The organism is Paraburkholderia terricola (assembly GCF_900142195.1).
Lineage (GTDB): Bacteria > Pseudomonadota > Gammaproteobacteria > Burkholderiales > Burkholderiaceae > Paraburkholderia > Paraburkholderia terricola.
This window is the reverse complement of the sequence record NZ_FRAB01000082.1, coordinates 1-13,386: the sequence shown is the minus strand read 5'-3', so window position 1 is coordinate 13,386 and position 13,386 is coordinate 1. Positions and strand designations below refer to the sequence as shown.

General features: G+C 58.6%; 10 protein-coding genes and 1 pseudogene. 2 read left to right on the top strand and 9 right to left on the bottom strand.

The features are described from left to right. The 4 genes and pseudogenes from BUE39_RS33105 to BUE39_RS35065 form a co-directional block, all read right to left on the bottom strand. Nucleotides 1-543 (bottom strand): annotated as a pseudogene (locus BUE39_RS33105) (hypothetical protein); the annotation flags it as partial. A gap of 1,516 nt (nt 544-2,059) precedes the next feature. Continuing rightward, on the bottom strand, nt 2,060-3,571 hold the full coding sequence (locus BUE39_RS33095; RefSeq protein ID WP_073432906.1) for a sensor domain-containing diguanylate cyclase: 1,512 nt from the start codon (nt 3,569-3,571) through the stop codon (nt 2,060-2,062). A 303-nt stretch (nt 3,572-3,874) separates the two neighbouring features. After that, complete coding sequence (locus tag BUE39_RS33090) at nt 3,875-4,111, bottom strand: hypothetical protein (protein WP_073432905.1); 237 nt, start codon at nt 4,109-4,111, stop codon at nt 3,875-3,877. Between the two features lie 115 nt (nt 4,112-4,226). After that, nucleotides 4,227-4,427, bottom strand: a complete 201-nt coding sequence (locus BUE39_RS35065; protein ID WP_143032004.1) for a hypothetical protein — start codon at nt 4,425-4,427, stop codon at nt 4,227-4,229. Nucleotides 4,428-4,660: 233 nt separating this feature from the next. On the opposite strand from BUE39_RS35065, the gene BUE39_RS33085 reads away from it, so the two are divergent. Then, nucleotides 4,661-5,866, top strand: a complete 1,206-nt coding sequence (locus BUE39_RS33085) for a GNAT family N-acetyltransferase (protein ID WP_159442616.1) — start codon at nt 4,661-4,663, stop codon at nt 5,864-5,866. 702 nt (nt 5,867-6,568) lie between these two features. Here BUE39_RS33085 and BUE39_RS33080 read toward each other — a convergent pair. The 4 genes from BUE39_RS33080 to BUE39_RS35825 all read right to left on the bottom strand — a co-directional run bounded on the left by BUE39_RS33080 (nt 6,569) and on the right by BUE39_RS35825 (nt 11,966). Continuing rightward, the gene (locus BUE39_RS33080; protein WP_073432904.1) at nt 6,569-8,002 is read right to left on the bottom strand and encodes a tyrosinase family protein; all 1,434 of its coding nucleotides are present in this window, start codon (nt 8,000-8,002) and stop codon (nt 6,569-6,571) included. Between the two features lie 804 nt (nt 8,003-8,806). After that, a complete protein-coding gene (murJ, locus tag BUE39_RS33075) occupies nt 8,807-10,102 on the bottom strand; it encodes a murein biosynthesis integral membrane protein MurJ (protein ID WP_235005021.1) in 1,296 nt (431 codons plus the stop codon). 82 nt (nt 10,103-10,184) lie between these two features. After that, a complete protein-coding gene (locus BUE39_RS34695; RefSeq protein ID WP_143032003.1) occupies nt 10,185-10,886 on the bottom strand; it encodes a hypothetical protein in 702 nt (233 codons plus the stop codon). Between the two features lie 966 nt (nt 10,887-11,852). After that, nucleotides 11,853-11,966 (bottom strand): reverse transcriptase N-terminal domain-containing protein, encoded by a 114-nt coding sequence (locus tag BUE39_RS35825; protein ID WP_227470924.1) that lies wholly within the window; start codon nt 11,964-11,966, stop codon nt 11,853-11,855. A gap of 871 nt (nt 11,967-12,837) precedes the next feature. Between BUE39_RS35825 and BUE39_RS33060 the strand changes: the two genes are divergently transcribed. Continuing rightward, a complete protein-coding gene (locus BUE39_RS33060; RefSeq protein WP_073432901.1) occupies nt 12,838-13,035 on the top strand; it encodes a hypothetical protein in 198 nt (65 codons plus the stop codon). 160 nt (nt 13,036-13,195) lie between these two features. Here the strand turns inward: BUE39_RS33060 and BUE39_RS36130 are convergent. Next, a partial coding sequence (locus BUE39_RS36130) for a hypothetical protein (protein ID WP_412534877.1) occupies nt 13,196-13,386 on the bottom strand: 191 nt, incomplete at its 5' end.

The following is a 13,386-nucleotide window of genomic DNA, read 5'->3' as shown; positions in this document are numbered from 1 at the left end:
CATGGCATCCGAGACGTACGGGTCGAACCGCTGGTGAAACAGCGCGCACTCCGGCAACTGCTCGACCAGGGCTTGCGTTGCACCGAAGCAATGACGCCAGTCATCGTCGCCCGTGCCTTTCGCTGCCGGAATCACGGGACCGAGCGTGCGCGTTAGCGGGGGCAAGGTCGAGAGGCGCCAGATGCCCTTGCGTGTCACGGTGTACGGCATTTCGGCGACCAGTTGACCACGGTCATGAACCGACGCCAGCTTCCAGTTGCCCCCGGTCGCGATATCCAGCCACCAGGGCTCATGGAAAATCGAGCGCCCGTTCAGACCGGCGCGTGCGGCGTGGATGACGGTTGTCCTGGCGTTGCTCACATCGGTGCGCATTCGGTCGACTTCGATTCGTGGTGCAGGCATCAGCTTCACGGAGACGTCTTCGTTAACCATGTTCACGGTACCAGCGTAGCTGTCGCAGGCAGCCACCCAAGGATTCAATCGGCTGGAGCGTTTACAGATAACGGTTTTAAATATCGACACGGCCGCCGAGGCTTCATTCATGAAACCCGTTATATAGTCGCTGCCCCGTCGCGCTTTGGCGCTCAACACCGCTGTCGCGGTGTCATGCCAAGCTGGGATCACTGTGGAAGCGAGTCCAGATGGTTCCGGAGAGCAAAGCGTAGCGGCAGTCCAGATGTGCCATCTGTGCGCGATCAAACACTCGCAGATCCAATGATACTGTAGCGAATGACCGGGATTTCTCGCAAAGTCTGGATGGGTGCCTGTCTAAGGCGGTCTTTCGAACAGGTTTCGAGCGCAGGGCAAGACTGGCAGGCGCGGTTATCTTCCAGTCTGAACCACTTGACTGCAGTGGAGCTCGAGAAAACCATGGTGGTTTTGATCAATCTCATGGGCGCGTGAGACGCGCCGCTCTAACGCGCGGTAACTGCTCCCCTAAACAGGGTGGCGTGGTTGGAGAGATGATCCAGGCGCTAGACGATAGAGCGGCTTTGCGAATGGTGAGATATCGCGCAGTCGACAAAGGTGTGTGCTCGACTTTCGCCGTACCGGAGCGCCTCGTCTTCATGCAAAAATTCAGCTTGCTCTGGAAAACTTGCAATCGCCGGAGATCACTTGTCCGGGGAAAAATGGACCAGGAGACCCTGAATCTGCACCCCATGCCGTGAAACGACAGACTCCGGCACGGAGTGACACGCACTTCGATGCAGTATCCGCGATACGGCGCGCTAGATTCGTAGGACATAGCTACTCCCCCGAACAGGTGGACCTGAACGGCGCAACCATCATGCCTGTCCTATGCGCAGGCAATTGGGAGAAAAAGCCGCTGGGGCGCGCACCTCCCTGAATCGAATATATCCGCCGGATACATTAATCATGTGTTTCGTGAGGATTAGCGTGCCATGTCGAGCCCCGCGTATTAGCGGGAGGCGGCGGTATTCGGATGCTGATCCGGCCTGTTCCGGATTAGCGACGCGTAACGCGACTGCAGCTTCCCATATGTCTCCCGCGCAAGGCGGTTCTGCACGGCTTCGATCTGTTCAACAGGTGTAACCTTCGGTGGACTCACCAAAGGTACGATGCTTCCCGGGCAAGTGCGGACGAACGCCGACAGGCAAAGGACCGGCCAGGAACGACATGGAGACTGCGGAAGTCTTTCCCTGGTTTTTACTGAAAAAATCTAATCAACAATGAGGTCGACAGCACTTACGCATTCGTCGATCTGCCCCGTTATCGAAGATCAACGGCTCGGCCTTGCCGGTCGCGGCAATGAAGTAGCCGACCTGCGCGTGATTCGCCCGCACCTTAAGGGGTTTCGTGTTTAGTTCCGATTGTTCGACATCAAGCCACCGGCGAAGTCTGCTCGAGGCTGCTGATCGGCGCGTGATCCGAAACGGCGGCACGACCTACGCACCAGCTGTATCAGCCGCCTATACGACCGCGTGGGGGGAAGAACTGCCCCGCCACGGCAACCGACACCGGCACCAGCCAGTCGCTCTGCGTGTTGCGGCAGACGACGGCCAGAGACGGCACTATATCGATACGGACACGGTAACGCTCACTTACTGAATTTCGGCACCGCCGCGACGGGGACATCCGGCGCCGCGGTGTCCGGCCCGCTGGCGACCCGGTTACGGCCACCTCCCTTGGCCTCATAGAGCGCGGCATCGGCCGCATTGATGAATGCACGAAGCGTCGCATAACGCTGCCCGACCGTGCAGGCGACCCCCACACTGATGGTCACGACGTGATGGACGCTGGCCACGTGATGACGGTCAAGCGCCTGGACGGTTGCACGAATCGTCTCCGCGATCCGGAGCGCGCCGTCCAGCGGGGTATTGGGCAGCAGCACTGTGAATTCTTCGCCGCCGTATCGGGCGGCGGTGTCGCCCGGACGCCGGATCGCCTCGCTGATACACGCAGCGACAGCCGCCAGTGCATCGTCGCCGGCCGAGTGACCGTACATATCATTGAAGCCCTTGAAGTGATCGACATCGATCATCAGCAGCGACAATGACAGGTCGCTACGCTGCGCACGGCGCCATTCCGCCTGCGCCATGTCGTCAAAGGTGCGCCGGTTGCAGAGTCCCGTGAGCCCATCGGTTCTCGCAAGCGATCGCAGTTCAGATTCCATCGCCAGACGCCGCTTCAGCTGCTGCGCGAACAGCACGGCCAGCGCAACGATCAGCAGATCGAGCGCAACCATCAGAGAACCGATGATCCACGCGCGCCGGCGCCATTCCTCATAGATGTCGTAGGTCGCGAGCGCCACGTCGAGAATCAGCGGAAAGCCGGCGATGTGACGAAACGCGTACCAGCGTTCGACACCGTCAATCGCGGCGGTGCCAAAAAAGTCGCCGCTTGGCGCCTGGGCAAAGCGCGTGTAATTGGCGGTGCCCTTCAGGCTTCGCCCGATCACCTTGCTGTCGTAAGGCCGGCGCATCAGCATGGTCCCGTCGTCCAGCATGAGTGCCATCGAACCGTTGTCGCCCAGATTCATCCCGGCGAACAGTCGACGGAAGTAATTGACGCGCATGGTCCCGACGACCACACCGGCAAAGCTGCCGTCCTGCCGTGACAGCCGGCGGCTGAGCGCAATGGTGGTGCCGCCATTGCTGAGCCGGGGCTCGAACGGGTGACTGACGTACAGACCGGCGTCCGGTCGGCCCCGATGGATCTGGAAATAGTCGCGGTCGGCGACATTCACCGGACGCGGTGTCAGATAGCGGGAGTCGATGATCACATTGCCTGTCGCGTCCGTCACCAGCAGCGAGCCGAGATCCTTCGCGAACGCCGCGCCGTCGAACAGGACCATCCGGCGGATGTCGGGCGGCAGGTCGGCCACGCCGGGTCGCCGCAGGCCATCGGCCACCGCCTGCAGGGAAAGATCGTAGACTTCGAGATTGCGCGACACGTCGCGCTCCACCAGCAGCGATACGTTAAAGGCCGCTTCCTGCGAGCGCCTGAGCGCATCGTGCCGCATCTGCGTGAGGACCCAGCCCGCGATGGCGAGAATCGCACAGGCAACGAAGACGCTGACGCCGATGATGGTGTTCGGCCGGCGGGTCATCGGTCGACCGCCACGGCCCCGGTTTCCTGAATCAACGTAGCTCCTTGTCACGAATATTTCCGCATGCCGTGTCGCGCATTAATACCCGGGCGACAGACTGCGACCGGAGGCACAAAAGTCTTGAGACTATCAGGTGTTGCTAACGGTCAATGACCCGAACAACGGTGGTTTTTACGTTTAGTCCGCTGTGATTGCGAGGTCTGCCATCACCTTGTCAAGGAAATGGTGACGGCAATATTTCAAATGCTGAAGAACAACCGGTCGTCCGCGTTTAGCGGTATATGCCGCTATATCCAGACGGGCTTATGTCACGCTGAAATGGGCTCGAACCAGACGAAGCTCAGCAACCCGGTAACAGTCCCGATCGTCCGCTCCCATCAAAACAGTCGCGAAGAAAAGCGCGGTACCTGCAAGTGACTCAAGCTCCGGCTCGCGGAGCAACGCGAGCGTCGAAGTGAACGGCAAGCCTGCAACGCGCGGCGAATCAAGCAAGACAGTGACGGTCAACGGCAAGACCTGCAGGAAGTACAGCCATTTCAAGGCTGCATCAACCGAAGCGCCTATCGCAGTCTCGGACGAACATAAGCCAATGACCTGTGGGCTTGATTCGGGGCGACGATGGATGCTGTAAAAGTTTTCGATGAGAGGTGGGTGCTTACGGCCTGGATAGATCTGATGCCGCAGCCGACGCCGTTACTTGGAACAAAACCGCTGGCTGAAGTGATTCCCTGACATGCAGATTGTCCTCCCCGAAACCGGAAAGAAGCGTTGCAGTGTTTTTTCGTCCGAATCGCTCTTGTTTCCATTGTGACCCAATGGCGACACGTACACGATAGGCCGAGGTGTAATCGGTCATGGGGCAATCCCGCAAGAAATGTGACCCATCCCACATCTACGCGTAGTGGACCCAGCGCAACATATATCTCCGTGAGCGGAATGCATGGCAGACACGTTCGTGTGTGGTTACGGTTCGACGACGCCAGAAGCGCGTGCCACTTCGCTGCATGGCTCATGACAGTTGCAATTCCAGCCACTCGTTGTACCGGGAGGCGATGTCGGGGTAACGGGGACAAATCGAGGAATCGCATTATGATGCAGGCATTTTTTGCGGATGTTCGTGCGCCCGCGAAGCGGACGTTTCCTGCGCACTGTCGGGACAGAACGGGTTTCCAACTCGAGATAATCACGAACCCCGTCAGATTTCGTGCATTGCAACAGGAATGGAATGATTTATGGTCCAAAGAGGAAGGCAGGTATGGCCAGGCTTTCGCCGCATGCTGGCAGTGCTGGCTGCGCGTCGCACAACCGCGCGGCAGGAAGCTGTGCTGCATCACGCTGCGCGAGCAAGGGCGGCTCGTCCTCGTGTGGCCGCTTGTCACCTACCGGAAACTTTTCTGGACAGTCGTACGCCCGCTTGCGAGTGAATCCACCGATTACACAAACATCCTCGTGCAAGGAGGCGCGTCCGCACCGGCCCTGATCGAGCGCGCCTGGCATGCGGTCGAAAGGCTGTCCGGCGCCGATGTGATCCTTCTTCCTTTCACGAGCGCCGACTCGGGACTGTACGAACTGGCATCGGGCAAGCGCCATGTGATGGTCAAAACGGCTCATCCGCTGGCGGTTGCGAAACTGCGTTGCGAAAAGGACTGGGAGACCTATAGCGCCTCGCTCGGCCGCCTGTTCAGGAACAGGCCGGGTTCGCTGGAACGGCGCCTGTCAACAATGGGTGCCATGCAGATACGCATTCTGGGACCAGAGAACAAAGACGAAAACGCGCGACTGGTTGACTGGATGCTGTCCTGCAAGCGCCAGTGGGCCGCGCGCACCGGTAAAAAAGGCGGGTGGCTGTATTCCAGGGAGTATCGGGACTATCTCGTCGCGTTGCTCAACCAGACGGATGACGGGATCATCGCCAGGCTCCTCGTCCTTAGCCTTGACGGCGAGCCGATCGCAGTGAACATCTTCGGCGTTGGGAAGAACTGCCTCGACGACCTTATCGCGGGATTCGAGCCGGCCTATGCGCGGCAGACGCCCGGCGCCATTGCAACGGAGCACTGCGTCAGATGGGCGCTCGAACACAATCTCGATATGGACCTCGGCGCTGGCACGGAAAAATACAAGGGCTACTGGAGCCGCCAGCACATATCGACGGTGTGGAGCCTGCAGATTGCCAATACGCTTTGGGGACTTCTCGGGTTCCACGCCGATAACCTGCGTCAACGCGTCCGTTGGCGGCTGCCCGTCGGAGCGGAGGGGTTGTGCCATGAAAGCTCGACCAGCCGGGCGACCGGATAAACCGAAGCGCGCGTGCTGGAGGGACGACCGGGTTCGAGCGTTGGACACGCCCTTTTCGGCTCAACCGGGAATCACCGACGACGACGCGACCATGGTCATCCCGAGGTCCCTTGCGACAACCCAGATCATGGTGCTGCTGCTGAACCTCCCCACGTCTGCGGTTCTTGCATATTTGACCTCCTTCCTTTCTATTATGACGCTGGCGTTCGGCGGGATGACGCCGTACAGTCGCGCTGGATTCGCCTCGCCACGGACAAGGCTCGACCTGGATAAGGTTGACGAACCCCTGCATCGCAGCGCACGACCACAGCGGCGCCGTGCACGGTCCTGGCGATGTGGGCGGAAGACGACGAAGCCACCGCCGTCGCCGTAGTGACCATGAACTGCGTTGATGCCGACGGATCGCATCGTTGATGTTGCGCGATGCGCCAATTATTTACGCCTGGATCAGTTGGCGCTGGAGTCTGCGCGATCTGTTGCGCGTCGCTGGCCGGCAGCTTGCCGTCGCGAACTTCCCTGATTAGCCGTGGAGCATGGCGGACACGCGGCCCGCTGTCCAATATGTTCCTGTTCTGCTTCCCGATCCGCGCAGAAATACCATGTAAGCGCGCGGGTAACCGGTCGCGACCGGCTACCGGCTGGTAGTGAGCGAGGTGCTGTTGGCGAGGCGACTGGACCGTCAGCGAACATCAGCGCCAGCGATCAGGGACCATCGGTTGACAGCTCGACACGCATTTCACCGACATTCAACACGTCCCCTTTTGGCGAATTGGGCCCATTGACGCGCACGAGCGATATTACGGCCTCGTTCAGATCGGCGACACCCAGATTCTGCAGCACATCGGTCAACGACAGCGTCAACGTGCGGCTGTTGTGGTGAATGGCGCCGGATGCTTCGAATGCGCCAAACGTACCGATGAAATGAGATGCCCTGGCGACATCCGCGTCGCCGCGGGCGGGCAGGTTCAGATAGATGTTGTAGTAATAGCCACCGTTTTTACCGAGCGCGGTGATCGCCAGCTTATCCAGGACAAGGCAAGGATACTTGAACGTGGTCGTGCTCGCCTGGGCTTCCGGAGCTGCGCTTGCTGCTGCCGTCGACATCGCATCCTTCAATGATGAAATGTCCGACGGTTGCAGTGGCAGACGTGCGCTGACCGATGCCTCCTTGAGCGTCACATTCGCGACGCCGCCAAGCGAGCGCCGCCTGTTTGAGATCCGGCGCGCAGCCGTATTCGGAAAGTTGCCGAATGCAGGACGGACCAGGATCGGTGCAAGCTGCGCCTGCACCCGGATGATGCGACCTTGCTGGGCGCTCTGGGGCAGCACGGTCGGCACATTGTTGGGCGCAGGGTATCGATAGTTAAGAATCTCGGGGCGATAGCACTTCGATTTCGCGATCGTGAGATTCGTCGCATAGGTGAATGACCCCGACCAGTACGAGCTATTTTGCGCCGGCACGATAGTCGAAGCCTCAGCACACCACGCGTCCCACAGCCGATCGACATTCGCGTGATGCACAAAGAAGATGGGATCGGTAGGCGACGACATATCAGCCATCCATCCACCGATAATATTATGCACCGGGTTATGAGGAGCCGATTCAAACGACGCCTCATAAGAGTTTGACGTCCCGCGCTGCATATTGATGATGCTTGACGCATAAGGCGCGAGCGTCAGCGCAGCATAAACATCGGTATTGACCCGCCCGGATATATATAACGGGTTGCCGCTGGCCGGATCGGTGAATTCGCTCGGCATGTCAGGATACTTGTAGTAGTCCCAATATGGCAGTGTGAGCGCACTGTCTCCCGACACCGTTCTCAACTGCTGTTCGAAGTAGTACAGATAGCCTCGATGCCAGGCGAAAAAGTACGGCACCATGTGCGGACAGTAGTTGAGGTGCACATCGACCCAGTACGCCCATGACGTCGGTTTGGTGGCATCGGTCGCGGCTTTCATCAATTTCAGTGCATTCAGAAAGGACGCATATTGCGGCGTCGTTTTGAATACCTGCCATTCCATCCGCGTGGGCAAGGCTGTCTGGCTAACCCCCGGTACGGGTAGCGACATAAGCGCAGCGGCCGAGGCGGATCCTTTGAGAAAAGAGCGACGGTTGAACTTATTCGTTGCCATTCAAAGTCTCCTCCAGTTGGAGATACTGGCGTGGATTTATCTGTGAGAATGTCTCGATGGCGTCCGGCGATGCGATTCGCTTTTCGTTTCTGGAAAATCACGCGCCGGATAGATACACGATAACCCAGCGATTCGTGAAGGCGTCGCGCTATCAGATGAGAACTGTGCGCAATCCCACATCTCTTCATGGCCTGGTCGGCGAAAGAGATGCATATGTCTTACTGAAATCGAATCTTTTTTTGACAAGTCTAATCGAACAGCCATCGACGAATATTGCCGGTCCAACGGTAAAACTCAATGTTGCACAACGCACGACATGGGCGTGAACATCCAACGCCCGCTCTTTTATGGCCGCTTATTATTTTCTCCGATGCTATGGGAAGACTGTGAAATTAAGCCCGCAGGAGTAAAGCGAGGATTTCCGGGCCCTTTTTCTCCGAAGGAGCACGCAGAATGGATGCGTCTGACACAGCCCCTTCATGGGCAGAATTCGACGGCAGGTACCCGGTTGTACATTTGAAGTGGGCGAGACAAGCTGGAAGTTCTCAGTAGGTCGATGATTGGTAAGAAAACAAATGATGAGATCCGGCCTGCTGTTGCAAAGCAATTGCGCAATATGCGCAGGCGCGCCGCATGACCACGCAGCCCGGAGCGCTTCCGCCCCGCGAGGTAAGCGAGATAGATTTGCCGTACCTGGCTCGTGAGCGTATAGGATCAGGTGCCCCGCCGCCATATGCGATGATGAAGTCGATGCAACGCGTTCCGCGCCGCCCGTGCCCATCGAACTCACGAGAAGAACGATATTCATGGCTGCCCGGCCGCCGTCGTGGCGGTGCCCGTTGGCCAGCCTTGCACGTAGACGAGATAGTAGATGAGCGTCGTCGCGTGCATCAGCGCGGTGGCCGCGAAAATGCCGGGAATAGCCAGCCAATGCGTCATGACGACGTTGGCGACAACCTTCACGACAAAGCTCATCAAGGCGATGATGGCCATTTCCCGGTAACGTCCCGCGCTCGCGAACAGCGTCAATAACACGAGGCCGGAGAAATAGAACGGCACCTGCATTTGCCCCCAGCGAAAAAGCTCCGCCACGGCCGCCGTATCCCGCGCGGTGAACGCGCCGCGCTGGAACAGTAGCGCGACGGCTTGCGGAGCAAGCAGCCACGACACCAGCGCCACGCCCGTGCCGAGCAGAAACATGAGCAGCGTCCACTTCAGCGCGGTATGGCGGGCGCGCGACAGATCGCCGACGCCGATGATATCCGACAGGATCGGCAGGATTGCCTGGCCGATTGCGAGCGCGCCCATGCTGAGCAGCAGCGAGAGAACGCGGTTCGTGTAGCCGACCGTGGCAACCGCGCCATCGCCGTAGGCGACCACGAAGAACTGATCCAGTATCGGCGTGCAGCACATGACCACCTGGCCGAGTGCGAGTACCCGCACCGCCCGGTACACTCGCTGCCATTGCGGCGCCTTCAGCGTCAGACGCAGTCTGTAGCGAATCGGGTCGACCTGCACGGACAGCATTCGCAATATCAGCGTTTGCACGATGTACCCGCCGACCGTGCCGCCTATGAGCGGTAACGCCGAAACCTCGCCGCCGGCCGACAGAACGAGGCCCAGCACGAAACCGGCGGGCAGACCTTCGAGCAAGGTGTTGATGTGGCGTTCGCGCGATTGCAGCCGTGCCGCGTAGGCGCTGGACACGAGTATGAGAGCACCGATCGGCCCCATCGTCAGGATCATCTGCCGGCAGATCGCGCGCGTTTCCGCCGACAGGTTCGTCGCGCCGATATGCAGCGCGAACGGCCAGCACGCATAGAGCAATAGCGTCAGCATCGCGCCGACCACGATGGCCCATCCTTCGAGCTCACCCAGAAAGCGGGTCTGATCCGCAAGCGGCTGCGCGCGCAACTCGACAAAAACGGGTACCAGCACTATCGAGAATACCGTCGCGATCACGACAGGCAGCCAGCCCACCAGCGTCATGGTCAGCTGGTATGCATCGACTATCGGCCCCGTGCCATAGCGATACGCGACCGCCATTTCCTTTAGTGCGCCCGCGCAGCGTCCGGCCAGCACGAAAACCGAAATGCGCATCGCACCGCGCGCGATGCGCATATGATCGGGGTGGAATGGCGGAATCTTGCTTCGTAACGTGCCGAAGTACGGAAACACGCGCTCACCCCGCCGTCATGTGAATGGCTTCATTGAAGCCGCGAGCGTCGTCGCCGAGCTGCCGATCAGCGTTCCCGACGTTGGCCTGTGAATGCCGGATGTCGCCATCGCGCGCAGGGCCATAAGCGGGACGGTGCCCACCTCGCTGAACGTCATGGCGCCCGAGCGTCGCTTTCTGATAGTCGTACAGTTGATTGAGCGTGATACGGTCATCCATCGCAACATTGTAGATGACCTGCAAACGGGCGAGTTCTTCGCGATCGACCGCATTGGCAAATGCGGTAGTCTGCCGGAGAAAATGGCTGTGCGACGCGTGAGCGCCGGTGAATTCGCACTCTGCCCTGCCTGAATGCGTTATGAAATCTTCGGAAGTGGCGTCGCTGCTGGCACAACAGCTGCTGAATTTTTCGAACTTCATGTTGCCGCACATCATCCCGAGCCCACTCGCTTCGTGGATGATCAAAAGTAACAGATGGGAGTCGACCGACTTCAGTGAATTGCCGAGATGGACGCCCCGCTGAGCGGTACGCGAAGCGCCTCCCGTCCGGTCGTGCGGCAGCGGTTCACTCCCGACCTTTCCAGCATTACTGCGTTGCGTTTTCTGGCCGCCAAGAGTCAGTGCAGGTGTTGGCGGGGACGGAATCCACTTGTCGGTCGCGGACAGGAGCGTTGACGCGTGGTTGGACGGACGCGTTGGCACGTTCATCGTAAGGCTCTCTTGGGAATCCTGCGTCGCGCGCCGAAAGATGCCATTCGGGCAACGTGTGCTTGAGCGCAAATGCAAATAACTTATCAGATGCGGGCGAGTCTCACTTCACACCTTGTGCTTACGGCGTTCCGTTCGATGACACACATTCCTATGAATCCAGTTTTTGGCATTCGACGGGCCTTCTCGGGCAGCCCCCTGATTTGCGCGCTGGGCGCTGGCGGCAATTGAACGTCGCGCTGTCGTGCTTGCCGGTAGCGCATCCCGGGCGAGGAATGAGCAGATAGCCACTTGCCCACGAGCCGTCCGGCATTTCAGCGCGCTAGACTCGGTCTGTCGCGGGGTGAGGCAATTTTCGACCAGCCGGTCGAGGTTGCCACGAACTCGGTGTAGATACAGCGGGGCATCTCATCGAACACACGCTCGCTTCAGTTGCGGGCGGTTTGCGCGGTCGAGGCGCACGCAAATTCGCGGTGAGGCGCGAGAAAAAGCCGGATGCTGCCATCCGTACCTGACGTGCAAACTTACGCATTGGCGCACAAGTCGACCCCTGTACACCCGCGACCCAATCGATTGGAGAATTCCGGTCGCACTGGCGTTAAAGTCCGGCAATTTCGATGTGCCTGACTTCTTCAGGAGAACGTCCAGACGTCTCGACCGGATGAAGACCAATATTTTCACGACCGGGAAAGATCGTCTGATTGCACCTCCAGCGACACGATTGAATTGCGTCGCCGCGACGATTTGCGCTCCACGTTCGTAACCCGTAGCCGTACGACCCGAAAGAGCCCTGGAACGACGCTGAATGGTCAGGCAGCGCGGGCGACGTGACCGTGCGAATTCATTGCGATCGGTGGAAGCACAACGGCCGTTGGGCCGATCGAAAACGACCACCACGTCGCGTTCGCGCTGTCCCGAATCGATCCGGCCCGCTTCCGAAGTGGCTCCATTCGAGGGCTACTTGATTCAGGGATGGCCGTTCAGACCGGGAGTCCGTTTATCCTGATTTTCAGTCACCCGTCTCACGGCGAGTACCTTGCCGCTAAACGAGTGGGCCCGCAACCACTGCAAAGGCTTCACCTTGCCGTACTTGCCGTCCTGTGTCGGTCTTCACGATACGAGCCTGCAGCCTTCGAATCTCACGATAGCATCGTGCCCAATCGGCACGATTCCAATGCATTGCGTGATTGGAGGACGCGCTGGTGCCGGCTTGCTGCATTGTCGTTTGCTTCTCGTCCTTTGAAGGCTCGTCCAACTCTTTCGTGACAAAAAACCATGTGGAAGTCTTTTTCAGCACCAAACCCGTCTGTCCCGACGAACAACAATACAGGACTACATATCGAGTCAGTTTGGCACAATCCCATGCCGCAGTACTGGAGTCGGTGAGGTGTAGTGATCTGCATTCGATGAACATCGTTGGCAACGACAGTTCCAGGCAACGGGTGTGCTTCCCCGATGGTGGTTTTGCCGGCGATACAACTTTTCCTCACTCCTTTGCGACCGCGAAAAACCACGACTTTTGATTCCTTGCAATGATTGAAACTGTGAAAATAAATAATTCGCGCATGCGGTAATAAATTTCTCAGTATCAGCTTATAAGCGGCCATGCTAGACAATGCGGCTATAAATAGTCTATTCAAATATGAATGCGTCGGCTGCCGGTTCCATGGATCCCCGTCCAGGTCGGGCTGCGCAAGCCTGTCAAGACTTCCGTGCTCCTCGTGCCGGCACTACAAGGACGGCCATTTTCGATATGCAGACTGAATAATCAGACGAATCAAAAATATACTCCCGCATATTGCAATCGAAAATCGAGCGGTTATGATGACATCGCCGTAAGGATTTCCTGAACGCTTGCTTCGCAAACGAGAGGGAAGTATTTGCCGCATTCGCCGTGTGGAGACGGTAATTAATGCTTCCGGCGCAGACAGACTAAAACGAGGAGACAAATATGCTGAGTCCCCATGAATTCGCTACCCTGATGCTTCTCAAGGACGCGCCCGATCAGATCGACCTCGAGCGCGTCGAACTCGACACGCTGCTGGAGCGTCAACTCATATCGCTGGAGGGTCTCGCCTCTGGCCATTCACGTCCTCATGTCACGAGCGAAGGCGCGTCTATTCTCAAGGCCGTCGCGCGCAGACGCTAGGGAACGGCGGGTGTTCCGCATCCAGCACGTGGCGAGCGCGTCGAGAAAAAATCAGCGAAGTGGCTTTGATTAGACTTTAATGTGTAAGTGCCCCTGGTTTTAACGACCTTCCGAAGTATTCGCGACGCATGCTGCCTGGCAGGCGTCCTTGCGCTTCGGTTCATCCATCATCGCCATTCGTCGTGCGGCATCCGGTCATATCCGATCGATCGGGCTTTGTGCGGCGAATCGAATCCTGAGGAATTTCAATAATGGTTCTATCGAGTCCCGAGCAAATCGCCGCATCGCAGAAAGCTGGCCTCGACGCATTCTTCGGATTGACCGGGAAGGTCTTTGAAGGCGTCGAAAAAC

Coding starts and splice junctions, on each gene's coding strand:
- BUE39_RS35065 (WP_143032004.1), bottom strand. CDS start 4,427: ATGACCGATTACACCTCGGCCTATCGTGTACGTGTCGCCATTGGGTCA.
- BUE39_RS33080 (WP_073432904.1), bottom strand. CDS start 8,002: ATGGCAACGAATAAGTTCAACCGTCGCTCTTTTCTCAAAGGATCCGCC.
- BUE39_RS33085 (WP_159442616.1), top strand. CDS start 4,661: ATGATGCAGGCATTTTTTGCGGATGTTCGTGCGCCCGCGAAGCGGACG.
- murJ (WP_235005021.1), bottom strand. CDS start 10,102: ATGCGCATTTCGGTTTTCGTGCTGGCCGGACGCTGCGCGGGCGCACTA.
- BUE39_RS33095 (WP_073432906.1), bottom strand. CDS start 3,571: ATGACCCGCCGGCCGAACACCATCATCGGCGTCAGCGTCTTCGTTGCC.
- BUE39_RS34695 (WP_143032003.1), bottom strand. CDS start 10,886: ATGAACGTGCCAACGCGTCCGTCCAACCACGCGTCAACGCTCCTGTCC.
- BUE39_RS33060 (WP_073432901.1), top strand. CDS start 12,838: ATGCTGAGTCCCCATGAATTCGCTACCCTGATGCTTCTCAAGGACGCG.